The organism is Bradyrhizobium sp. 26S5, from assembly GCF_036923295.1.
Classification (GTDB): Bacteria; Pseudomonadota; Alphaproteobacteria; order Rhizobiales; family Xanthobacteraceae; genus Bradyrhizobium; species Bradyrhizobium septentrionale.
This window is the reverse complement of sequence record NZ_CP145948.1, coordinates 8,028,821-8,050,729: the sequence shown is the minus strand read 5'-3', so window position 1 is coordinate 8,050,729 and position 21,909 is coordinate 8,028,821. Positions and strand designations below refer to the sequence as shown.

General features: G+C 58.6%; 33 protein-coding genes and 1 tRNA gene. 14 read left to right on the top strand and 20 right to left on the bottom strand.

Annotation, left to right across the window (positions count from 1 at the left end; translation table 11 throughout):
* Positions 1 to 201: 201 nt before the first annotated feature.
* Positions 202 to 1,089, bottom strand: a complete 888-nt coding sequence (locus V5279_RS38025; RefSeq protein WP_338692048.1) for an N-formylglutamate amidohydrolase — start codon at positions 1,087 to 1,089, stop codon at positions 202 to 204.
* Positions 1,090 to 1,394: 305 nt separating this feature from the next.
* Here V5279_RS38025 and cpdR point away from each other — a divergent pair, with 305 nt between their 5' ends.
* Positions 1,395 to 1,754, top strand: coding sequence for a cell cycle two-component system response regulator CpdR (cpdR, locus tag V5279_RS38020; RefSeq protein ID WP_016843340.1), 360 nt, complete (start codon positions 1,395 to 1,397; stop codon positions 1,752 to 1,754).
* A gap of 79 nt (positions 1,755 to 1,833) precedes the next feature.
* Positions 1,834 to 1,908: transfer RNA gene (locus V5279_RS38015), tRNA-Val, on the top strand.
* Between the two features lie 23 nt (positions 1,909 to 1,931).
* On the opposite strand, the gene V5279_RS38010 is transcribed toward V5279_RS38015, so the two are convergent.
* From V5279_RS38010 to V5279_RS37990, 5 genes are all read right to left on the bottom strand, one after another.
* Positions 1,932 to 2,942 (bottom strand): hypothetical protein, encoded by a 1,011-nt coding sequence (locus V5279_RS38010; protein WP_338692045.1) that lies wholly within the window; start codon positions 2,940 to 2,942, stop codon positions 1,932 to 1,934.
* A 56-nt stretch (positions 2,943 to 2,998) separates the two neighbouring features.
* Positions 2,999 to 3,385, bottom strand: coding sequence for a hypothetical protein (locus V5279_RS38005; protein ID WP_338692044.1), 387 nt, complete (start codon positions 3,383 to 3,385; stop codon positions 2,999 to 3,001).
* Positions 3,382 to 3,600: a helix-turn-helix transcriptional regulator gene (locus V5279_RS38000; protein WP_338692043.1), complete on the bottom strand. Its 219-nt coding sequence runs from the start codon at positions 3,598 to 3,600 to the stop codon at positions 3,382 to 3,384. Before V5279_RS38000 ends, V5279_RS38005 begins: the two co-directional genes overlap by 4 nt.
* Before the next feature lie 286 nt (positions 3,601 to 3,886).
* Entirely contained in the window at positions 3,887 to 4,078 is a 192-nt protein-coding gene (locus V5279_RS37995) for a hypothetical protein (protein ID WP_338692041.1), read from the bottom strand.
* A complete protein-coding gene (locus V5279_RS37990; protein WP_338692040.1) occupies positions 4,078 to 4,515 on the bottom strand; it encodes a hypothetical protein in 438 nt (145 codons plus the stop codon). Before V5279_RS37990 ends, V5279_RS37995 begins: the two co-directional genes overlap by 1 nt.
* A gap of 182 nt (positions 4,516 to 4,697) precedes the next feature.
* On the opposite strand from V5279_RS37990, the gene V5279_RS37985 reads away from it, so the two are divergent.
* The 10 genes from V5279_RS37985 (at position 4,698) to V5279_RS37940 (ending at position 10,645) form a co-directional block, all read left to right on the top strand.
* On the top strand, positions 4,698 to 5,219 hold the full coding sequence (locus V5279_RS37985; protein ID WP_338692039.1) for a hypothetical protein: 522 nt from the start codon (positions 4,698 to 4,700) through the stop codon (positions 5,217 to 5,219).
* Between the two features lie 281 nt (positions 5,220 to 5,500).
* Positions 5,501 to 5,668 (top strand): hypothetical protein, encoded by a 168-nt coding sequence (locus tag V5279_RS37980; protein ID WP_338692038.1) that lies wholly within the window; start codon positions 5,501 to 5,503, stop codon positions 5,666 to 5,668.
* Positions 5,669 to 5,844: 176 nt separating this feature from the next.
* Positions 5,845 to 6,465, top strand: a complete 621-nt coding sequence (locus V5279_RS37975; RefSeq protein WP_338692037.1) for a hypothetical protein — start codon at positions 5,845 to 5,847, stop codon at positions 6,463 to 6,465.
* A 1-nt stretch (position 6,466) separates the two neighbouring features.
* Entirely contained in the window at positions 6,467 to 7,048 is a 582-nt protein-coding gene (locus V5279_RS37970; RefSeq protein WP_338692035.1) for a hypothetical protein, read from the top strand.
* 384 nt (positions 7,049 to 7,432) lie between these two features.
* Entirely contained in the window at positions 7,433 to 7,639 is a 207-nt protein-coding gene (locus V5279_RS37965) for a hypothetical protein (protein ID WP_338692033.1), read from the top strand.
* Positions 7,640 to 8,019: 380 nt separating this feature from the next.
* Positions 8,020 to 8,235 carry a hypothetical protein gene (locus tag V5279_RS37960; RefSeq protein ID WP_338692032.1) on the top strand — a complete coding sequence of 72 codons (216 nt, stop codon included), beginning with the start codon at positions 8,020 to 8,022 and terminating at the stop codon, positions 8,233 to 8,235.
* Between the two features lie 102 nt (positions 8,236 to 8,337).
* Positions 8,338 to 8,517, top strand: coding sequence for a DUF3606 domain-containing protein (locus V5279_RS37955; protein WP_338692031.1), 180 nt, complete (start codon positions 8,338 to 8,340; stop codon positions 8,515 to 8,517).
* Between the two features lie 333 nt (positions 8,518 to 8,850).
* Positions 8,851 to 9,339 (top strand): hypothetical protein, encoded by a 489-nt coding sequence (locus tag V5279_RS37950; RefSeq protein WP_338692030.1) that lies wholly within the window; start codon positions 8,851 to 8,853, stop codon positions 9,337 to 9,339.
* A gap of 20 nt (positions 9,340 to 9,359) precedes the next feature.
* Positions 9,360 to 10,307 (top strand): hypothetical protein, encoded by a 948-nt coding sequence (locus V5279_RS37945; RefSeq protein ID WP_338692029.1) that lies wholly within the window; start codon positions 9,360 to 9,362, stop codon positions 10,305 to 10,307.
* A 14-nt stretch (positions 10,308 to 10,321) separates the two neighbouring features.
* On the top strand, positions 10,322 to 10,645 hold the full coding sequence (locus tag V5279_RS37940; protein WP_338692027.1) for a hypothetical protein: 324 nt from the start codon (positions 10,322 to 10,324) through the stop codon (positions 10,643 to 10,645).
* Between the two features lie 27 nt (positions 10,646 to 10,672).
* On the opposite strand, the gene V5279_RS37935 is transcribed toward V5279_RS37940, so the two are convergent.
* The 13 genes from V5279_RS37935 to V5279_RS37875 all read right to left on the bottom strand — a co-directional run bounded on the left by V5279_RS37935 (position 10,673) and on the right by V5279_RS37875 (position 18,047).
* Positions 10,673 to 11,062: a hypothetical protein gene (locus V5279_RS37935; protein WP_338692026.1), complete on the bottom strand. Its 390-nt coding sequence runs from the start codon at positions 11,060 to 11,062 to the stop codon at positions 10,673 to 10,675.
* Between the two features lie 10 nt (positions 11,063 to 11,072).
* Complete coding sequence (locus V5279_RS37930; protein ID WP_338692025.1) at positions 11,073 to 12,524, bottom strand: terminase large subunit; 1,452 nt, start codon at positions 12,522 to 12,524, stop codon at positions 11,073 to 11,075.
* 92 nt (positions 12,525 to 12,616) lie between these two features.
* Positions 12,617 to 13,042, bottom strand: a complete 426-nt coding sequence (locus tag V5279_RS37925) for a hypothetical protein (RefSeq protein ID WP_338692024.1) — start codon at positions 13,040 to 13,042, stop codon at positions 12,617 to 12,619.
* Between the two features lie 492 nt (positions 13,043 to 13,534).
* Entirely contained in the window at positions 13,535 to 13,771 is a 237-nt protein-coding gene (locus V5279_RS37920) for a hypothetical protein (RefSeq protein ID WP_338692023.1), read from the bottom strand.
* A gap of 7 nt (positions 13,772 to 13,778) precedes the next feature.
* Positions 13,779 to 14,912 carry a hypothetical protein gene (locus tag V5279_RS37915; RefSeq protein ID WP_338692022.1) on the bottom strand — a complete coding sequence of 378 codons (1,134 nt, stop codon included), beginning with the start codon at positions 14,910 to 14,912 and terminating at the stop codon, positions 13,779 to 13,781.
* 120 nt (positions 14,913 to 15,032) lie between these two features.
* On the bottom strand, positions 15,033 to 15,266 hold the full coding sequence (locus tag V5279_RS37910) for a hypothetical protein (RefSeq protein ID WP_338692020.1): 234 nt from the start codon (positions 15,264 to 15,266) through the stop codon (positions 15,033 to 15,035).
* A gap of 9 nt (positions 15,267 to 15,275) precedes the next feature.
* Complete coding sequence (locus V5279_RS37905) at positions 15,276 to 15,512, bottom strand: hypothetical protein (RefSeq protein WP_338692019.1); 237 nt, start codon at positions 15,510 to 15,512, stop codon at positions 15,276 to 15,278.
* The gene (locus tag V5279_RS37900; RefSeq protein WP_338692017.1) at positions 15,509 to 15,943 is read right to left on the bottom strand and encodes a hypothetical protein; all 435 of its coding nucleotides are present in this window, start codon (positions 15,941 to 15,943) and stop codon (positions 15,509 to 15,511) included. Before V5279_RS37900 ends, V5279_RS37905 begins: the two co-directional genes overlap by 4 nt.
* Before the next feature lie 4 nt (positions 15,944 to 15,947).
* Complete coding sequence (locus V5279_RS37895; RefSeq protein ID WP_338692016.1) at positions 15,948 to 16,181, bottom strand: hypothetical protein; 234 nt, start codon at positions 16,179 to 16,181, stop codon at positions 15,948 to 15,950.
* Between the two features lies 1 nt (position 16,182).
* Positions 16,183 to 16,713 (bottom strand): hypothetical protein, encoded by a 531-nt coding sequence (locus V5279_RS37890; RefSeq protein ID WP_338692015.1) that lies wholly within the window; start codon positions 16,711 to 16,713, stop codon positions 16,183 to 16,185.
* 65 nt (positions 16,714 to 16,778) lie between these two features.
* Positions 16,779 to 17,036, bottom strand: coding sequence for a hypothetical protein (locus tag V5279_RS37885; RefSeq protein ID WP_338692014.1), 258 nt, complete (start codon positions 17,034 to 17,036; stop codon positions 16,779 to 16,781).
* Positions 17,033 to 17,269 carry a hypothetical protein gene (locus V5279_RS37880; RefSeq protein ID WP_338692013.1) on the bottom strand — a complete coding sequence of 79 codons (237 nt, stop codon included), beginning with the start codon at positions 17,267 to 17,269 and terminating at the stop codon, positions 17,033 to 17,035. Before V5279_RS37880 ends, V5279_RS37885 begins: the two co-directional genes overlap by 4 nt.
* Entirely contained in the window at positions 17,262 to 18,047 is a 786-nt protein-coding gene (locus V5279_RS37875; RefSeq protein ID WP_338692012.1) for a hypothetical protein, read from the bottom strand. Before V5279_RS37875 ends, V5279_RS37880 begins: the two co-directional genes overlap by 8 nt.
* Positions 18,048 to 19,366: 1,319 nt before the next feature.
* Here V5279_RS37875 and V5279_RS37870 point away from each other — a divergent pair.
* On the top strand, positions 19,367 to 19,618 hold the full coding sequence (locus tag V5279_RS37870) for a hypothetical protein (protein ID WP_338692011.1): 252 nt from the start codon (positions 19,367 to 19,369) through the stop codon (positions 19,616 to 19,618).
* On the opposite strand, the gene V5279_RS37865 is transcribed toward V5279_RS37870, so the two are convergent.
* Positions 19,615 to 20,007, bottom strand: coding sequence for a hypothetical protein (locus V5279_RS37865; protein WP_338692010.1), 393 nt, complete (start codon positions 20,005 to 20,007; stop codon positions 19,615 to 19,617). The genes V5279_RS37870 and V5279_RS37865 overlap by 4 nt on opposite strands.
* 696 nt (positions 20,008 to 20,703) lie before the next feature.
* On the opposite strand from V5279_RS37865, the gene V5279_RS37860 reads away from it, so the two are divergent.
* On the top strand, positions 20,704 to 21,576 hold the full coding sequence (locus V5279_RS37860) for a helix-turn-helix domain-containing protein (RefSeq protein WP_338692009.1): 873 nt from the start codon (positions 20,704 to 20,706) through the stop codon (positions 21,574 to 21,576).
* Positions 21,577 to 21,909: the final 333 nt, after the last annotated feature.

Genomic DNA, 21,909 nt, shown 5'->3' with positions numbered 1-21,909 from the left:
GTAGCGCCTCGCGCTATCGCTGCCCTCCTTGGGCGTTTCCTCCCTAGACTTGGGCCGCTTGTTCATTCAAGCGGCCCTTTTTTCTTGGGCCGACATCTCCACGCGTGAACCTGGAATCCAGTTCGGCGCTCGGCTCCCGTCGCGAAATGGATTCTCTGTTCATGACTTCGACGGGCACCGCAGTGCCCGTCCGAGACTTGTCTACTCCGCCGCCGCCTGGAACGGGCCGAGATCCCCGAACGGAATTTTCGCGAGCGCATCCGCCAGCGTCGCGAAGTCGGCCGCGACCTGGGCGAAGCGTGGCCCGCGCTCGCGGTGGCGCTCATCCATATAGACGGCGCGGTTGAGCTCGATCTGCACGGTGTGCAGGCCGCTCGCCGGGTTGCCGTAATGCTCGGTGATGAAGCCGCCGGCATAGGGCTTGTTGCGGCCGATCGAATAGCCGAGCGAGCTCATCATCTCCTCGACCAGGTCGGGCAATAGCGGCGCGCAGCTCGTGCCGTAGCGGTCGCCGATCACGACGTCGGGCCGGCGCGGCTCGTCGCGCGACACCCCGACCGACGGCATCGAATGGCAGTCGACCACGATCACGGCGCCGAATGCCTGGTGCGCCTTGTTGATCAGCCGGCGCAGCGCGCGGTGATAGGGCTTGTAGAGCACCTCGATCCGTCGCAGCGCCTCGTCGACGTCGAGCCGCTCGCGGTAGATCTCCTGGCCGTCGCCGACCACCCGGGGAATGGTGCCCAGCCCGCCGGCCACCCGCATCGAGCGCGTGTTGGCAAAGCTCGGCAGTCGTCCGGTGAACATCCGCGGGTCGAGCTCATAGGGCTCGCGGTTCACGTCGACATAGGAGCGCGGGAAGTTGACCCGGACGATCGGAAAGCCGCGATCGCTCACGCCCGCGATCAACTCGTCCATGAAGGAATCTTCGGAGCGGCGCAGCGAGGTCAGATCGATGCGCGAGGCTTCGAGGAATTCGGTGGGGTAGACCGAACCCGAATGCGGAGAATTGAAGATGATCGGCGCGCGCCAGGCCTGCGGCTCAACGATCTCGAACGGGGGCGACAACTCGCCAGCAAATTCGCTCATTCCCTTGGCGCCGTCCCTTGCGTCCGCCTCGCCCCGCAAGAATTGATTCTGCCGGAAAAGCGGAGATTTATGGGCGGGCATTGTCGGTAATCGCGATCATTCTGCCAAGTGAAAAGAGTGTGGTTTCCGCTGGAACGGGTCTTAAAAGCAGGAAATGCCAACCAAGGTTGCTTCGCTGCGGGGTTCGGTCCACAAATAGGTGGTGCTTGCCGCCTCAGGCCGGCCGCAAATTTCACCCGAAATTTACCGTCTGTCGTGCCTACTGTTCGGACAGATCCTCCAAGCCGGATTCGACGATTCCAGTCATGCCGAAAATTCTCCTCGCCGAAGACGACACCGACATGCGCCGCTTCCTGGTCAAGGCGCTCGAAAACGCGGGTTTCAAGGTCTCGCCGCACGACAACGGCATGTCGGCCTACCAGCGGCTGCGCGAGGAGCCGTTCGAAATGCTCCTCACCGACATCGTGATGCCCGAGATGGACGGCATCGAGCTGGCGCGCCGTGCCTCGGAACTCGATCCCGACATCAAGATCATGTTCATCACCGGCTTCGCCGCGGTCGCCCTCAATTCCGATTCGGAGGCGCCGAAAAACGCCAAGGTACTGGCCAAGCCCGTGCACCTCAGGGAATTGGTCAGCGAAGTGAACAAGTTGCTGGCGGCCTGATTCGCCAAAAAAGCTTCACTTTGCGTCCTTGCCTGCCCCGCCGCGGTCCGTTATAGGGTCCCGATCCAAACAGCGCTTTGGGTGCGTAGCTCAGCGGGAGAGCACTACCTTGACATGGTAGGGGTCACAGGTTCGATCCCTGTCGCACCCACCACTTTTGAAAGTCGGATCAGTCATTTAACTGGCCTCCTTTTTCGAGTGAATTAGCCGTAATGGTGATTTTGCGCGCAGTTTGCGCGTTGAGAGCGGGCGCTTAGTGAAGCGCTGAAGCTCTTCGATGATCTCATCGGTTGCGCGTCGAGCGTCTTCCAGGAAGTCCGGATCGTGGTGTTCGTACCAATTGGCGGTGCGGCCATCGTCGTGACCGAGCCACACGTCGCGCTGCTCCTTCGACACCGGCGGCTTGGCGCGACGCACTGACGTCGCCATGAAGTGGCGGATCGTATACTGGGTGAATAGTGGAAGCCCGCAGGCGACGGCATGTCGCTTGAAGGTCCGCTTCATCGTGGTGATCGGCTGATCGTCCCAGATCATGGGCGCGGACTGGTCCCAATGCCTCAGCCAATCGCGCAGGTTTTCGGTCAGTTTCACCTTTGGCCGATATTTCTTGGTCTGGCGCCTGCTGGGCGGATTAAGATCAATCAACCCATGGTTCCATTGAACCTGCTTGTCGGCGCGAAGGTCGATAATCGCTTCAGGCCGCGCCCATGTGTTCAGGGCCAGCATAACGAATCGGAACAGGTTTTCCTGCCTCACGTCGATCGCATCGATGAAGTGACCTAGCTGCTCAAATGTGGGCAGCCAATCTCGCGGCGTCGAATCAGGGAGATTAGTCAGCTCTGCGACGTCTTTTGCCTGGGTGTAGATATTCGGCGCACTGTCCAGCAGTAGCACTTCGGTTTCATTGCCGAATCCGTCGCGAACGATTTGCACCTTGCAGCCGAACTTGAGAGCCGCCGATACAACCGAGAGATTGCGAGCGATGGTGCCCGCGCTGTGGTCATGCTTCTCGACGCACCAGCGCATGAAGTCTCTCTGCCGCATCACCGAAAAGGCCGAAACGCGCGCCGCCGCGCCGATCTTCTCGGCGGCGAACTGGGTGACGATCTGAATGGCGCGAAAGGCCGGCTTCGCGGACGGCTTATGCTTGACCTCGTTCTCATAGTAGAAGTCGAGTGCCTCGACCAACAGCACCGAGTCCGCGGAGCGATTGCCGCGGACTTGAGCGCTGCCAGCAAGCGCAATTAGACGCTCTTTAGCTTCGGCAAGTATTTTCGTGTCAAGACTTCGGCGACGAGTTCGTCTTGCTCGACGGTCCCACCAATGTGCGTAGAGGTAATCGGACCCAGCGACGCGGTCGATCCAATAGTCTCTGTATTCCCAGATCCGCTGTGCAGGGGCTGGCATGGTGTAATCTTTCGGTTGAGATAATCTGCGACCCACGCAGGTCGATAAAGAATTGCGCCTTTCTTGCCGGTGACGAAGGCGATCTGGCGGTCGCGCCTAGCTTCTCGCAGTTCGCGCTCACCCAACAGGTGCGAGTATCGCTCGCAAACCTCGATCTCCGTCAAAAGTTCGTCGAATGGCGCTAAAGGACTTGCGGCGGAGCCGGCGGAAATAGAGCCGATCATGACGCAGCCTCAACGAGGGCTGGCACTGGTCTCCAAGATTCAGGATCACGCACCCAGGCTTCGATCTCAGATCGGCGATAGACGCAGCGTCGGGTGGAAAGCTTAATCCGCTTTGGAAAGCGCTGCTTGCGCTCCAGCCGCCTGCGGGTGATGTCGGAAAGATGAGAAAGACCGTCGACCGCGTCGATCTCTAGAAACGGATCACTATCAACCATGGCAGGGTTCCTTGACCTCCCAAAAAAGGTCTCATCGCTCGGTTAGCTCCCGATCAATGAGTTATCTTTTTTGGGGTGCCCCACGCATCCGCCGTTGACGTCCCAATATCTGCTCGCGACGCAGACTGATCGCAACGGAAACTCTCTGTTATCAACAGGCCGTCCCCGAAATTCGTAGCCGAATATGGCCAGTTTCACGCTGGCGTTACTGCGTTCATGCCAGAAAATCAGAAACGATGCCCGCCGGGGGTGAACCCGGCGAGCCTCGTTTTCCTCAGCGCCGCGATCAGGCGCGGTCGTTGCCACCGATCAAAGCGATCACGGGAGCCGACTTCTTCTCCTCCTCGTCGACGGTGAGGAAGTCCGCGACGAGCTGGGTTGCCAAGCGCAATACCAGCAACGCGTCCTCCGTTTTTTCCGGAAGCTGGCTTGCCAGCATTACGGCTTGGCGGCGATGCCAAGATTCCTCTTTTGCCATCAGACCATCCCCTGCAGCGCTTCCAGCGCTCTCGCTGCGGACTGGCGGAGCTGGTAATGCCAGCCGTCCCGGCCGATTGCGTCGGTGTCGGGCCACTCCTCGCCGTGGTCCTCGCACTCGTTGGCGTAGCGAAGCACAGCGGCGACGCCTGCTAGCGTCGTGGGGATCGTTGTGGCTAGATCCCATGCGGCATCCCACGCCGCGACGCAGCATGCCTCGTTGTGGTCTTCGGCGTCGTAACGCTCGTCCGTGCGCGGATGGGTGTCGTCGACTGCGTAGATTGATGACAGATGATCGGCCGACGCCTGACGATGCTTGGCAATGGCCGCCAAGGCCGGATCAGCCAGATCGTTGCTCGCGGCTGATCCGCGAAGCGTTGAGGCGGCTGCTGCGCCCGCAATCATGCTCAGGCTGAATCTTCGCGTTACCGGTTTCATGCCATCCCCCCGCCGATCCAACCGCCAACCTGCTCGAGCAAGCCGTCCAGATCGCCTATACCGTTGTCGTCGTCGTGCTCGCGGTCGTCTGACCTGGATGAAGCCCAATATTCCTGGTTCGCCGAGCAATCTCGATATTGACGGCCCCCCATGAGGTCGACGCCCGGGTATGGCGGCGTGACGTGGGTCTCGGTCGCGGCCAGACTGGGCTCGCGGTCGGCAAGATCCTGCTCGGCGTCGACTTCGAGTCGTTCTTCGCCAAGATGGTTTTGCCGGTTGGACAGACGCTGATCGGTCATCCGGTCAAAGCTTCCAAGATCCGGCTCGCGATCGTCGCCACCTCCGCCACGGCCTTGGCCTGGGAACGCCTCCTGGCAGCCAAGGCTCGGCTCGGCGTCACCATCTTCCTCGAGCTCCCGGCTGACGTCCGTTCGGTCCAAAAATTCGAGGAGCCGATTTACTTCATCGCGGGCCTCTTTGCGGAGGCGCCCTATAGCCTGGAAGATCTGCTCGGGGGAAATGTCGGTCTTGACGTAAAGCTCACCAGCGGAGTCCGCTGGCCGTTCTATGGTGGTTTGCATAGTGCTTCTCTGGAATTGCCGGCTTGTCACGGCCGGGTGCCAGCGGACAGCGCTGGCGCCGGGAGGGTGACAACACCGCCAGAGACGATGCGCAACGGCCTTTCCCTTGCGGGTATTGTATAGCCGCCGCTCTCCCGGCATAGTGCGCCGGTTCGCGCCGACGGCTATCGGCACGGTCGCTTTTCGATGGCGACGGATGATCCAGGCAAGGATCGCCCTGCCATCGCTCTGGTACCAAACTGGCCCGGCAAGGCCTTTGGCGGGAGTTGTCACGCTCCGCCTTCACAACACCACCAAACCCGCGATTTGCCAAGCCCCATCTTAGGGGCGGCTTTCGCGCGCCCTTGCCCGCCCGCTGAGGTTGAGAGATTATCCATGCCGCACCACCAAAGGGAGCGGGATGAATGGATGACCAAGTGTACGATGCCCTGATCGATCTAAGGGCTGCGATCGTGCAACAGAAGGTGTCTCAAGACACGACCAATGATCTGTTGCGCGGGCTGATTGGAACGCTGCAAGAGACCGCTCAGGCCATAGCCGACCTTCAAGAGGCGCTGGAATCGAAAAAATAAAGACACCGGGAATTTCCGCATCCATTTTGATGCCAACATTTGGTCGCGGATACCTAGGCGGCGTGCGTTCAAGCTTTAGGTCCCGTCCCCACAAAAGAAGAACACCAAACCTCGTTACGACCGACTTGGTAATTGCGGAGCCCGAAAGTCCGCGCCGTTTCTATAATGGTTTCATCATGGGTAGCTCACCGCAAAATTCCGCTACGCCCACCAGTCCCACCACCGCACAACCAAACGCGCCGCTTAGTCCCCAGCAGGCTTTCGAACTACAAATTAAGGCTGCCGAGCGCGCGCACGCTGATGAGACGGCATTCGGAGCAAAGGCGAACGATGCTGCGACCAAATCCGGCGAAGAAGCAATCAAGGCGGCCATGCTTGTCAATGGCGGCAGTAGCGTCGCGATGCTGGCGTTTGTCGGAACGCTGGCCTCGAAAGATGCATTGTCATCAACTCAGCTGACTCAAATCGTTCAGCCGCTTCTTTGGTTTGGTGGCGGCGTTGCCAACTCAGTAGTTGCCGCCGCTGCGGCATATTTCACAAACCTGTTCATTGCCGATGGGTCCAATCGTCGCGCCCGTGAGTATGTGCCGCCATTCGTTCGGCCAACAGCGGCTTCACGACGTCGCGTGGTAATTGCTGAAGCCTTCCGCTGCGTTAGCGTGCTTGCTGTAGCGCTGTCCATCGCTTGTTTTGTCGGCGGCCTTCTGGCGGCGAAAGACGCTTTCAAGAGCTTGAATAGCTTCCGTGGATTGTCACCACCTACCATGAGCGGTGGTGCAGCACCGCAGGTGCACTAATATGCCAAAAGAGACGCCGCAGCAGCGCCTCAAAAGGTACGCCAAGTTAGTACCTGACGAAGACGCCATTAGATTGCTACTCAACGCGCTCGAACATACAGAAACGGACCTCGCAGACTATTCGGTTGCACTCATCGGACAGACTTTCGTGGAAAGAGCTCTGGAGTTGGCCATTCTAGCGAAACTTGCTCCATTCGACGAAGAAGCGAACCGGCAGATATTCAGCTACGATTCTAACGGACCCGCGTCCGACTTCGCCGCAAAAATAAAAATTGGTTATGTGCTGGGCTTATTCGGGCCGCAGACAAAAAAGGACCTCAACCTAATTCGAGAGGTTCGAAACGCTTTTGCTCATTCGCTCCAAGCGATCTCTTTCAAAACACAGGAGGTTGCTGAGATGTGCAAGCTCTTTTCACTCCAGCCAATGGTTAGGATCCGGATAGCTGGAGTCTCGCAAGCCTCACGCAGCCGCTATATTGAAGTTACGACAATACTGGCGGGGCGGCTCAAGATCGCAATCGAGCGTACTCCGCTCGTCGATCAAATCACCGCTGTCGAAATGCTTCGTCGCGGACTACCATAGCTTGCGACCTTGACCAATTTATAGCGAGATTCAACAAACCGCATCAAGCTCTAGCGGCTGTTCTAAACCCGCGACCTACGCAATCATCGGCGCATGCGCCAGCGTCGATATACGAAATGGTCCGGCCGCACCTTCCCGCCCGGCAGCCTCGCGGAATGGCTCGCTGACGGCCACGTCACTTGTAATATCCAATGTCACGGCGGCTGCGGCCGAATGGTGGATTTCCGACTGGACGCTTTACCCCAGGATCAGCCGTGGTCCCGTGTCGGCTGGCGGATGGTCTGCAGGACTTGTGGCGTTGCCGGTGCGGTGAATATCGTCCCCAACTGGCATGATATTGCCGGGCGCGCCGTGCCGTTCAGCAAAGATTGGAAAACCCGGTAAATGCCATTCAGGCGAAAACCGCTAGAGATCCCGCCGGACGTTGCACGGTCGTTCGCCGAAAAAATGCGTCTCTTTCATGCCGAGCGTGATCCGCTCAAGCGCGACGAAATAGCGGCCGATACGCGCCATTTGTTGCTGCAACACATGCCTAACGGCACGAAGCTTCGACTGGCAGACGTGCTCGAACTGTTTCATTTGATGCGATAAGATTGCGCCACCTCGCTTTGCTTTTCATTCGGCGCAAATTGCGACGATTGAAGACCTCTAAAGATCAACGGCCGGCTAAAGCTTGCCGATCTTCCGGATTGGGACTGGCACGACATCTCGGCCCACCTGAAGTGCACCGCTTGCGGGAAGGTCGGTTGGGTCGATACCCGGCTCGACTGGAGCGAAGTGGTCGACTTTAACAAGGGCGTTTCCGGCTGATTCAGCGCCCCGTAAAAGCCCGGCCTTGCCCTCCATCGGCGATTGCGGAAGGCTGTCTCTTCCGAGAGCCGAAGCGGCAACTTAATATCGACCACTAGTGATTTGCTCTGGCACCAAACCCAGGACGCGGCCAACAGGCGCTTCGGAAGGAACAAAGGCCGATGGCTGACGTCGAAGTCTACACCGCCCGCTATGAACGCGAACATGGGCACCCGCCAGCCGGGCGCCGGTTCTGGCTGTTCACGCTGGTCTCGGAGACCGGCGCGATCCTATATGAGGTCAAACTCAACGAGCAGCTGATCTACCCGGCCGCTCTGGATCGGGCCCGGGCTACGGCCGAACTGAGGAAGGCCTTCCGGATCATCGTGGAGCCGTAGCGCGCGGGCGATCCACAATTCTCGCCCTCGATGCCTCCGCCTTCCCTGCGCGCTTAGGTTGCGATACGCTGTCGCGCCTTCACAACGTGAGAGAGCGACCAAATGGCCGATAACCTAAAGAAGCGCGGATCGCCGGACAGCAAGACGATCAACATGAACGAGGACTGGGAGAAGGAGTATTGGAAGAAGAAATTCGATGTTTCCGGCCAGCAGCTCGCGGGCGCAGTTCGCGCCGTTGGCAAATCAGTCGCCAAGGTCGAAAAGTACCTTAAAGATAAGTGAAGCGAGATTTGTGAGACGAGGCGCCAGGCGCGCGCCTCGTCTACAGAGGCGACTGCCAAGCGCCGACTTGCAGACGAATACGACGCCGCGCAAGAGAGCGGCGAGATTCGCGCGCAGCGCGACAACAAGCTTTTTTCCAACACGGGAAAAGGCTTCAGCTGCGGACATTATCGCGCCGAAAGAATTGCATGAAGCCCGCAAGCTCGGGGCTCAGTCCCCATGCCCAGCCGGCGTTTCTCCACCGTAAAAACACGGGCTGCAGTCCGTCCGAACCCTGCTTCCCCGCCCGCTTAGGTTGCGGTACGATCATCCCTTTCTTTATGGGATATTTCCATGAACCGCTCAGTTTGGGCAATTGCAGCCCTTTTGTTTGCCGTCGTGCAGTCCGTCTCGGCCGCCAAGGCTGATTGGCAATATACGAAATGGGGCATGAGCCTCGACGAAGTGATCGCCGCGTCAAAACTCCAGATGGAGCGCTGCGACGGCGCATGCGCGAAGTTGAGCACGGACGCTGAATTTGCTGGGGCAACCGGCCCCTATCAATCCGGACCGTTCGATTTTAAGGCCGTCGCATATTTTGACAGGAAGACTAGTAGACTTTCGTCGGTGCTTCTTTATCTCAAAGATGTAGACCAAGCCTTCAGACTTCAGGACGAACTCAAAGCGAAGTATGGCCGGCCGGCATCAAACATGGACGTTTCAGTCACGCGGACGACCGTCTGGCTCACCGACACGGAAAGAGTCGAGTTTTCGCTGATCTACAAAGCCTTGGTGAGCGTGAAATACCAACCGAGGTTGACGGCATCCAATAAGGGCCTGTAGGCGATCGATAGTGGGGCGGTATGAGTGATCAAGATGCAGCCGGACCGGATGTAGCGAAGTCGACGTCAGAACAAAAATATGTCGTGGTCCCCATGCCTGCGGGGCCAGCGTTCAAGGTCGAGATAACCCCGCAAGAATACGACGACCTGGTTACGGCCGTCGAGGCGTTGATTCACTCTGTTGATATTGAAGAGAAGTTCAACGGCATAATCCTGAATTATGCGGACATCGAGCGATTGATATTTGATTACACGTTGCGAGAGCTGATGGGCGAGGACCGCAGCAATGTTGAAGCGCATCAATTCCGGACCGACCTATCTCGCCAACTGCTTAATTTCTTGGCTTCAGTCCGCTTGTATCAAGATTCTATACAGCATCACTCTAAGGGGATAACTGGAAAAGAGGATGCATGGTCGCACGTCGAGCACCTAACCCACCATGTGTTTGATGGGAGCGTACACTATCGGATCATGGCCGGTCTGCGAAACTACGCGCAACATAGCGCTCTAGCCGTCCATGGTTATTCCATTGGCAGGTCCTGGAATCCCAGCGGTGACTTTCTGGACTTTGAAATGAAGCCTTACATCCGAGTGACAGATCTAGCCAGAGATCCGACGTTCCGTCGGAAAACCATAGACGAGCTTAGACAGGGGCCCGACGAACTGCCGCTGAAACCCATGATTCGCAGCTACGTCGAATCGTTAGCCGGCTTGCACGGTAAGTTTCGGGCCATGACTAGCGGAAGTCTTTGGCAACATCACCAACAGATACTCAGCGTCAGAAACCGAGTAGAGAGCGTGACGCAACTCGAGCAGTTGGATTACCTGCTCGCATATCCAGTCGATGAAGCAGGTTCGCAGACAGCTGACGGGATCAACGTCCTAAAGACGTTGGATGATTATGTTAAATTTCTTCACGATAGAAATCGTGACCTACAGAATTTTGCAAAGCGACGGGTTCGTTATTGATCACTGGTGAAGCAATGAGCAGAAACCTAACGTCAAAGGAGCGGCAAGCGCTTAACCGCATGGCGTTGGATCACCGCAGCTTCCATATCAAGGCCGAGCTCGGCACTAGCGTCGGCACGAAAACCACCGATAGCTTGCTAGCGCTGGGGCTGATTGAAGCTGGTCCGAATGCTCGTCACTATGGAGAGATCGGCTGGCGACTCACTGATGACGGCTGGCGCTGCATGTATGGTGAAACGATCACTGAAATTCTGGCCAAGCCCCAAGGCGTGAAGACTTATCCGTTCATTGTTTGGAAATGGCCGATAGATCCAGATGGCAAGAGGCGGCGCATATGAAAAGCCACCGCCCAACAAGGGCGATCGTCACAGCTGCATAGCCGCGGAAGTCTTAGCATCGAACTTGGTTCGGAAATTGTACTTCCGCTCTCCAACTTCGGTGATTTCATTTATCACGGTGACGCCACCTTGGCGAAGATGCGGCATGGCCGTTGTGCCAATTGGCCCCGTTGAGATCAGAAATAGCGCCGCAGCGATGCAATCATAGGAGACCTCGTGATTATTGTGGTGCAGGTCTTCACCCAATCGATCAACGATGAATTCCGACGATTTTGACCGGCGCTGCTCTTCCCCTTGAAAGCCGTTCTCATCGAGAGTCGCGTTCCAGTAGGCTAAGACGCCGTCAATCTTGTCGGAATCGCATCGCGTTCTGATGTTCGATTGGCCAAATTCTAGATGCAGATCGAATAACTTCATTCCAAATCTCCTATGCAAAAAGTAGCTGATATTTCCGCGGCGGCTTAATGTCATCAAGCGGAGCCGCGCCTTTTGCCATCGCGAGCGCCACCATGCCGTCGATCCGTCCAGCGCTTCGTGATTTTGATAGCTTACGGTTCGACGCATCTTTCCCGTCGACGACAGCATTGGCCGCGCACATCGAAAGGACCGGGTGATTGCCGTGCGCAATCCGTCCATTCAAAATGTCGGCCTCAAGTTCTCTCAGTGCCGGCGACATACTCTGCGTGCCCTGGCCAAATTCCTTAAAGTGATCATCGATGAACTTCTCGGTGAAGCCGGCCTTTGCCAGCCACGGTTTAAGGTGCCGCATATTCCAACGGTCAAACGCGATCGTACGGATGTTGTATCGATCGAACTCGCCGCGTAGCCAGCCCGCAACGTATTCGTAGTCTATGCTGTTGCCCGGGGCCGCGAGCAGATAACCCTGATCCTTCCACAGGTCATACGGCGCCCGATCTTTCTTTGCTCGCTCCGCAAGTCCGTTGCCCGGAAGCCAGAAAGTCGGCTTGACGTGCCATATGCCATCAATCTTTCCGATCAGCACGAAAGCGGTCAGGTCATTCACCTCAGATAGGTCGAGCCCGCCGTACAGTGGTGTCTTTTTGTCGAATTCCCCGACCGGACCGCCGCAGGATTTCCAGAGGTCGCGCGATATGAAAGGCGATGCCGCTTCGACGCGCCGATTAAGAACCAGGTTCTCGTATTCGGACTGGCGCGAAGGCATACGTTCCGCGTCGGCCGCCATTGCAAGCACTTCGCGTTTGTTCATGAATAGATCGAACGCCGGGTTCGCGGCTTTGATTGCCTCCTTCGAGAAAGTATCGAGCTCGGCTGGCGCAGCATGGAATCGCAGGACGGTGCGTTTGTCGTGGCCGGCCTTGGCGTCGTCGATCAAAATGGACAGTAGGTCGCTATCGGTCGGCGCCTGCGTCGAGATGATCACCGAGAGCGGGTCTTCCTGGGCCGCCGTCGCAGTTTCTAGCGCTTCGTAAAGTTCAGACCGAGGGCCTCTGACCTGGCCAAGCTCATCATGCACGATAAGCGCGGGCGAGAGCCCATGCGCAGTTGGCGCGTCCGCCGACAAGGCACGGTAGAGCGTTCCCAACTCCTCGCAGTAGATCTGTTTGCCGCTCTCCCGGATGCCGCAGTAATCGATCAGGGATGGCGAAAGCCGGATGATTTTCGCGGCGAGATTAAATAGAATTCCTGCTTGGTCGCGGGATTGTGCGTCACTGAAGAGTTGAGAGTTCGGCTTGGCCTCGGGACCGCACAAATGCAGGAGCAGGATGACGGCCGCTTCCGTCGTCTTCGCGTTCTTCCGCCCACGGCTGATGATCGCCCGGCGAGTGCCCGCTGGATTGTCGTAGATCGCGACGAAGTCTTCTCGCATGAACGGAGCGAGCTTCAGAGGCTTTCCCACATGCTTGCCTTCCGGGATCCGGCAATGTTTCTCTACCCAGGCAATGTTTCGCTGCGCCCGCGTGACCCGCTTTTGTCTTTTGGCTGGTTTCCTCACTCCCACGGGCGCGCACCCTGCGGAGCATCGTTAAGCCGGCGGCCAGCCGTCCTAGGGTGCATCTGTGCCTGAGGCGTGAGACGCAGCGCCCGGGCACAGGCGGAAATTGCCCGCGTCTCCCGCTCTGCCATTGCCAGCATCTTGTCGAGGCGCTCCAGTCCACCATCGACACGCGTCCATTCCGGTTCAAACTTCGCGATCTGCATCTCAAGCAGGCGGGCCCGGCACGCGTGCCGGCAATAAGCGATCAAGATCGGATACGCAGCGCGCGTCAGCCACTCTCCGGGCATCGAGCCCACTGAATCGCGCCATACCATCGCTTGCGCGTCGGTCAGCTCAGCCGGCGGCGGGGAAGGCATACGTTTGCCTGCGCCTACGACGATGGTGGCGAGCTCGTTCTGCGATTTTCTACCCGACTTCAAATAAGGACTCCTGGGACTGCTTTTACCTGGCCATGGATGGCAAGAATTCTGGACGCGATGCTAAGCTGGCTGAAGCATGCGGTGGCGGAAGTAAGCCTACGATTTTCAAAACACGACCCCCCCCGGTATGCCATTGATATTACCCATGTCTTTTAGTTAGCTGGCCGCTGTTCGCAGGGTGCCGCTGGTCCGTGGGCCAGCCAGCCTCGTCAACTGCACTGCTGTACCCGCGCCGCTCAGCCCGTTGCTTTGAGGAGTTGTGGTGAGGTTCGCATAAGCTTTGAAACGGCCCCGACCAAAACCTAACCTGGTCGCCGTTATGCCTCTCGATGTGATCGCACACGGTCGCGCGCACGAGTTCGCCGGCATCTAGGCAGAACCTACACCACGGCTCTGCCTTTAGCTGCGCAGCGCGAATAGCTCGCCACCGCGAGGACCAGTACCACCGAGTCCACGGCCGGGCTTGGCTTGCTGTTGTGCTCATTGTTGTCTTCAGCTGTAACGATCTGGCGACGGCGGCGGGTTCTCATACTGGTCTAGTATCGACCGCGCGATTGCCACCGCCTCTTGAGCCACGATCGCGAGGACGATCGGTTCCCGGTCATTGAACTGGATCTGAAGGAAAGTGGGCTTAGCTGGACCGTCTTCGTTGAGCCCCGGATGGGTCGGACTGCCGGTCACTAGTCCCACCGCCCAGTTTCCCGCGACCCAAATCGCATTGGATTTCATGACCATTTCAACACCCGATCACGCCCACAGAGAAACTGCCTCCGCCCCCACCGCTATCGAAGGCGCCGACTAGAAGACCGATGCCGAACCGGTCTTTCGAAGAGTTCTGCGCGGCAAAAGCGCCCGTGTTGCGGTTGATTGCATAGCCATTGCTACCGCTTTCTGACGACTGATGGGCCGATGAGGCATACGTCTTGAAGTCAGCCTGAATTGACGTGGAGGTCGTCGGCTTCAATATGGCCGCATAAGGTGTGTTCGCGCTCATCGAGTAAGGTGACGGAAACAGCACGACAATTGGCCCGGCCGATGCCACACCAATCGTATTGAGATCGATAGATACCGTCTTTTGGGCTGCCGGCGTACCGAGCGGATCGGAATAGAGGATCGCGTCGGTGTTGCCGAACAAAGCGGCGTTGAAAACGATGCCGTAAGCCTTAGCGGGGACCGGCAGTTGGATCATGTTGCCGTATTCTTTTAAGGTGTCCGCGCTACTCCACGTCTGCGTCGTTGAGGAACTCGCGACATAGCCACCGTAAAAATAGCCCCTCACGCCGTCCGAAAAGGTGATTACCGCGTTCGGGAGCTGTGTGGTGTTTGAATAGGACGAGCCAGTCGTAACGGTCGGCATAACGCCAACAATGCCGCCTTGGCTGGCGCACTGAACCTGGAGCGAATCCGAGCCGCCCTTCGCTGTCATCTGCACAGCAAACGCCAGGAAGTCGCCATTTGCGACGGTCTTAGTTCCAGTCGTCGGAACGCTGGTCTGCCAAGCGCTCCCCGTGATGCCTCCTCCGCCCCCAGTGAAGACGGCGGCGACGTCAAACGTGATGGCGTTGGCAACATTTACCGCCCGAACCGGAGGCCCGTTGGCTGTATCCACAGCGGCCAGCCCCACCTTAACCGTGGTGCCGGCGTTAGCGAAAGTCAGGCTTGGTCCGCATCTCCACCCGAATGAAGATGAGCCGGTCGTATCGATCGTGTGAGATGCGCCATCTTCCGTGAAGACGTAGCCAATCATGAGTAAGGAATCATTGGCTGCGCTGATCGCATTGCCCGTTAGTGAAGCGCAATTCGGCACGAAGCGACGAAGCGGACAGCCAACGATGGTGAGCGGCGTTCCGTCGAGTGCAACCAAACTCATATTAGGATGTCCGTTTTAATGATGGCTGGAGGTAATGACGAGACCGAGCAAGGCATTCTCTGCCCTTGCTCAGTCTCGTTGTCGGCGCCGGTACGTCCGCGGCGCGAACTCGATCTAAATTTAATGGAGCGCCGCACTGGCCCGCTCCCCTGAGACCACGCCGATACGCTTGCCGATCCTGACGAGTGCCTCATATCGCCATTGTTCCAGCCGAGCCGCGTAGGCCAACATCTCGGTCCGGAATCGTTCGCCCTGAATTTCAATTCCGGCATCGGCAAGTTGGTTGCCGAAAGCCGTCAAAGCCGCATCGCGGTGCCGGCATAGCTCGATGTTCACATCGTAAAAGATCATCATCGTTGTCACCTAGTGCAAATCAGTCGCACCGCGCTCTAACCACTCGCGAAGGTTAGTCACGATCTCTTCGGAAGCGTCCCGCACCGTCCCGCGATTATCGTGCAAAACGGCGAGGGCTTCATCGACTGTCAACGCGCCCCTTTCCACAGTGTCGACGATGAATTTTTCTTCGGATTCAGAAATGATATTGGAGATTTCTGAACGCGCCTTAGCGATGATCGCATCGATATCGTTGACCTTGGTCATCGCGCATCCTTCGCATCGCGGCCGGCTTTAACGCAAAGGCGCCAGACACCGTCGCCAGATCCAGGACGAATGCCCTTTGAATCGCACATCGCAATCCACATCGCGCCCTTGTCACTGCAAAACGTATTCCTTTTGAATTCCTTCTCGGCGTCCCAAACGCCCTGCCAAGGCACAAGCGGGCGATCTGCAAGCTCGGCCACCTTCTGCTCCAGCTCACAAATTCGATCCACCAGCGGCGTCGCCGCCTTGACGACATAGTCGCGGATGACAGGAGCTATCGCATCCATCATCGCCTCGATATCTTGCAGCTTTTGATCGCTAATACCGCTCTGTTGGATGAACTGCCGCTTCTGGGACTCGGTCGGGTTCTTAATCTCACCGACCTGTTCCGCAGTCAGGAGCGCGCCGTCGATAAGATATTTTCGAGTCATCGCGTTACTTCCCGAGTTTCCGGATATCGGGCTCGTGGCCGTACCGCCGCTCGAATTCGATCTTCAATCGGGCGAGGTGCCGGGCACGAAACGACATCGGCCGGTCCTCGCCGACCCTCGATAGGTCGAGATCCCGGGCGAGTTCTTTCTGCAGCTTTTTGATCCTGTGCAGGTCTTCGATCTCCGGCAAGATTTTTACCGGCTTCGACCGCTTCAAGAGCTTAAATACGGGCGGCATCTTAGCTTCTCTCCTCTTCCGGCGCATTCGCCGAGATAATCGATTGCGCGATAGCCAGCATCCCGCTGAGCAGCGGCGCGGGCATTAGGACCGCGGGGATCCCGGCTTCCTTCAAGGCGAGCCCTGATGCGTTGAGCGCGTCGATCGCCGTCGATAGTTCTTTGATGTTGCGAATGATGCCCTCCGCTGCAGATTTTCGAAGAGGGACAATCGCGTGTCGGACAGCATCGGCGTTCTCTGCGCTCGACGACCGAATGCGCTCGCGAGTAGTCGCTGCCAATCGGTCGAGCCGCGCTGCCTCAGCGTTGAGACCGTTGAGGCGAATTTGTGCTGCGCGGCGATCGTCCTCGGTGATAAATTTCAAGGAGGAACCGTAAACGCCGCTCGCGATATCTTTCTCCGCCTGGATCCGTGAACACAAATCCGCCTGCGCTTGCTGGATCTTGGCAAGTTCGGTCTCTGCAGCGACCATGTCGGCCGGCATCACGCCGCGCGCTGCCAACCTGATCGCTTCCCGGTCTGGTAACTGCATTCTCAATGCCCAATTCAGTAGTTTCCGAATCATAACTCACGTCGCTCCACTGACTGCGTGTGCTGTCACGCGTCATCACCGAACAATCGGTTGGCCAGAATGAATTTCGAGGCCGCGGCGCTGATGGCCTCGCGATCTTCCGTGTCCCACTCAGGGAGGTAGCCACGATCCTGCAGAAAATCTGCGGTCGTGCGCGGAACGGTGACCCAGATCCGGATCAAGCCCAATTTTTTGCGAAGGCGGGACTCCTGTGAGTGACGAGCATGCCGTTGTTTTTTCGTTGCGACGGCGTCACATGGCAGCAGGCTTTCAGTTCGGCTCATCGCGCCAGCACCGCGTGCGCGAAATCAGCCAGGCAGGCTGCTGCGGCATCAGCAGCGTCCTCAGAGTGGATGCGCGGAGACATCCAGCCGAGTTCGCCGCCGGACGAATGCCAGGTGACGGCGAACGCCGGCTCCTCATCCGCCAACCGGCTCCGGATAGGGGTCACGCGAACAGTGCCGCCCATACGGGTTAATCGGCGCATACTGCGGCTGCGGCGCGGGGCATCAGGCATGCGCGCCTCCCGCCCGATTGCGCGGCCCACAAAGCTCGTTGATCTCGATCTGTGTCAGGACGCCGTTCTTCAACCGCCGACAAAGTGCCGCGACCCTGACCTCGTCAAGGTCCATTAGGATTTCCCAGCCGTCGCCGCCCGCCTCGGTGATTAGCTCGGCCAAGCGCTGCTCAAAGCCGCCACGGTTTTCGAACGTTTTGGGTCGCGGCTGGACCATCGGTCTGAGAACCGGAGGTCGCGCCGCGGGTGGTGGCCGAGGAGGTGGCGGAGGTGCCGCCACAGCAGCCGTTTCGTTCCCAGATTTTCCTAAGGTTAAATCTTCAAGGTTATATTCTTTAAGGTTAGGGCGGTCTGGGGACCGCCTTTTAGGGGCGCCTTCACCGCCTTTTAGGTGGTCGTCGACCGCCTTTTCTGGCTCCCGAATAGGCGGTGTAGGGACCGCCTTTTCGTCGGTAAAAGGCGGTTCGGAGACCGCCTTTTCTGGGAAGGTCATGGTGTAGGTGTTGACGTGCCCGCGACCGCGCGCTCGCTGCACCTTCAGGAAGCCCAGCGCCTCGATCTTTTGAATTGAGAGTTCCGCAGTCCGGACGTGAACCCCGATCAAGTCGGCGATCGTCTCCCGGCCGACAAAGGTCTCCCCGGTGTCGCTATTCATGTGCTTGGCGATAACCATCGCCACATGGGCCGCAATGTGGTCCTTGCCCGCTGCCAGGCCGACGGCATCGAGCCACTTCAGCTTGCGCATGAAGAACTCGACGCGAGTTTTGCTTACTGTCATTGGAGGGGCACTCCCTCCGAGTTTACTGCGGCTCGACCACGGACCTTTGCGGCGGCCTCGAGGGCCACGATGGCCATATACAGGTACGAGGCACCGTGACCGGTCTCTCTGATAGCCTGTCGGTTCCGATCGCTTTCCCAGAGCACGCGTAGCGCGTCGGCTGCGATCTCGACCTCAAGGTCCGGAATCTCAGTTTGATGTAGAAGAGGAGATCCGGTCATCGCGCAAACCCAAACGCCAGTTGGGCAATCGCGGCGGCAAGGGCGTAGCCGACCAGAAACGACCGGGCTATGCGTGATGCTTGCCTGTTGGCTACATCATCGTGGGCGTGTATGTTGTCGGTGCTCGAGATATCCAAGTTGTTGCGGGGGCCGCCTGGCAGGGCGGCCCCTTCGCTTTCAGGGGGGCCGGAATTTGCGCGCGGTTTGCGCGTTGCACCTGCTCTGTTCGCGGTCTGGTCTACCGACGTTCCACCGTGAACGGTGGCATAAGCAACTGATCGGAATGCGTTTATTGGCCCCGCCGCTTCGTTGACATGGTAGGGGTCACAGGTTCGATCCCTGTCGCACCCACCATCCTTCGCTCGCGAAGCGAGAGAAGGATGCCACGCCGAAGCCCGACGGGCGTAGGCGGGCCTTTGGCCGCGAGCTACGGCTCGGCAAGCCACGCTTCATTATCTTCTTACTTCGGGCTTCGCGTGGCGCAGCCACGCGGAGACCTTCAGGTTGAAGCGTGTCCGGCGTAGCTTGAGCTTGCGAAAGCGAAGACGGACTGTCGCCGCAGGCTACGGCTGGGCAAACACGATCTCCATTCTCTTGCTAGATCTCGTATGGCACGGCCACGCCGAGACCGCTGCTGCAAAATTCCGATTCAACCTGTCAAACAGCTAGCTTCGGTGTCATCACCCGCGCATGCGGGTGATCCAGTATTCCAGAGACGCCTGAGCTCAATCGAGAGGCCGCGGCGTACTGGATCGCCCGGTCGAGCCGGGCGATGACAGTGAGGGTGGGGACACAGCATCGCATTCTCGCGACATGAATCGTCCGAGCTTTGCTCTTCGTTCCGCCCTCTCTCGCAGAGGGCGCAGGGAAAGTTCGTGACGACCGCGAAGCGCCCCTCGATCGGGTGAGACGGGCAAACCACACCACCGAGTTGTCATTCCAATAAACCGAAATATTTTTGCTGCGGGGGCTTGCGCCGTCAGGCAACTCAGTGATCGGCATCTCGACGATCGCTGCGGCTGCGGTAATAAAGGGACGGGAACCAGAGGGCGCACAGGGCCTCTCGCGCGATCATGGAAGGTCGGAGGAGAAATCGCAGTGCTCGATCACATCCTGAAATTCATGACGCTCGGGACCATCATCGTCGGCATCACGGCGATCTACACTGCGCTCCACACCAACAACCGGCGGCTCGGCGCCGACATCTTCCTCAGATATTCCGACCGCATTTCCGACCTGCGACGCCGCCTGCCAACGGCGGCGTTCCATGACGAGGGCGCCGCCGGCACCATTGAGATGACGCCGGACGAGCGCCGGATCGTGCATGAAGTTATCTTCTCGATCTTCTAGCTCTTTGAACTCAAGGTCCATGGCTTCATTCCGCCGGGGATCTGGAAGATCAGGGAGCCCGATATCGAAAGGGTGCTCTCCCTGCCTGTCTTCCAGCAGGAATTGGCGGTGGTGAAAGTGAGGTTCGTGAAACATCCGCGCTTTGCGGCGTGGCTCGACCAGATCGGGCAAAGCAAGGCATAGCCGCGGGCGACGCCCGAGCAGAGGTCGTGTCCGCCATCGATGATGAGGGCTGGGGTCGCCGCGCAATGTGACGAACCGTTATGACCTTCGTCATCTCGACGTTCATATGAGGATGCCGCAACCTGCGACAACATGTGCGGCTCGCGCAGCCCGCGTGTTCTGTTCGCATGGATCGCATTCACGTCGCGCGCGGTGGATTGCCACATGATTAGGCACACGTCTTCAGTCGCGGTCGACGGGAATCCGGTGCGCTGGATTCTCGATATGTCATGTACCGTGCTTACGTCTGTTCTCGGCCGCTACGTGCGTTTCGTCTCAGCGCGAAGATCGCGAAAATTTTCTGAACACGCCGCGACGATGCGTTGCCCGATCGCATCGCACGAAAGCAATTTTGGATTTCTTCACGATGCGCATTGCCGCTCCTCTGGTTCTCGCGCAGATTGTTCTCTAGATCACTCGAGCGATCTCGGCGATGGGTTCTCGAGCCGGATCCGGCAACCACGCGACAATTCGCGACAATGATGAATGCCATGTGTGAGCACGAGTGCCGCAGGAACCTGCATCGGCCCTATCAGGAGCGGCCATCGTAAGCAGGATGACATGCCCGCATCCAGAAAATCCCGCTTCTCCGTCTGCCTGAAAATTCGCCGGTCCGTCAGAGGCCGGCGACGCAACCTTGGGAATGCACCTCCGTTGAGCCGACGTTCGTCGTTTGCGACAACGGGGGACGAAATTACATGCAAGAAGACGACAATAGGCCGGTGAGCGCAGCCAAGCTCCTGGAACAGGTTCCCCTGCCACGCGAGCCCCGGGACATCAGGGACATCACGCCGGCGCCGCCGCGGCTCTTCTCGACCAGACCCTATCCGGCGCCGGAACAGTTTGAGGTCTGGAAGACGCGCATGGCCTCGCTGCTCGACGTGGCGCCACCGGACGGCCACGACCCTGCACGCGGGTTCGAGGTCGAATACCTCACCTGCAACATGGCTGACATCGTGTTCTCATCCGGGCAGTTTGCCGGTCAGACCTTTGCGCGTATGTCCGAGTCGTCGCAGCGTCCCCCGGTCGATATCTGGTGGTTGTTCCGCGTGCGCTCGGGAGAAGCCTGGTTCGAGACCGGCGAGCGGCAAATCCTTGCCGGGCCTGGCGCGATGTTCATGATCTCGCTTGACGACGACTTCCGCGGCCGCATCACGGATTATGACGGCCTGGTGATTGGCTTGCGGCGCGGCGCCTTCGCGGGCGTCGCCGAGCAACTCGACAGCGTCTGCAACACCATTCTCTCAGGCAATCTGATCGAGCTGCTTGCGGATTATCTGGACCGGCTCGAGATGCGTTTGATTCAGATGTCACCGGACGAGCTGAGGCAGGCCGGACGGGCGACCGCGAACATGATCGCCGCGTGCATCGAGCTGTCGGCTGACGGGGTGGAGCAAGGGCAGGGCGCCATCGAGTCCATCCTGTTCGAGCGCGCGCGCCGTTATATAGAGGCGCATCTCGGCGACTTCGACCTCACGCCGGATCGCATTGCGCAGCAATTGCGGATCTCGCGTTCTGCACTCTACCGTGCATTCGAGAGCGTCGGTGGTGTCGCCGGCTATATCATGCGCAAGCGGCTGCGCGCGGCGCATGCAGAGCTCGTCGCGATCACCGACCGGCAGGTGCAGGAGGTCGCCTATCGGCACGGCTTCAAGCTGGCGTCGGATTTCACCCGCGCCTTCCGCCGCGAGTTCGGTGTCAGCCCGCGCGAGGCACGCGAACGCGCGCGCCGTTGATCAACTGCCGGTTGAAGAGGCGCAAAATACCACACGGTGCATCGGGCAAATCATTCAACTTGTGAGACGATCTGCGCGCTATTTGGACGGCCTGCTGAGTGACGTTGTCAAATATGTGTCTATCATTTTCGTTTATGACGACTCGGGGCACATTGATGGGGCAGTCGAGCGAGCGCGGGGTGGCAAGAGTGCGCTCGCTAAACTCGACACATCGTTGGCCAGGACCGAAAGGCGAGCGCGCAACGCGCTGTCTTTACTTCTCCACATGCGTTCTTGATGGGCACGCATGTGGGCACAGTCCGCGGCGTAGCACCCCCGACGTCTGGACAAGAT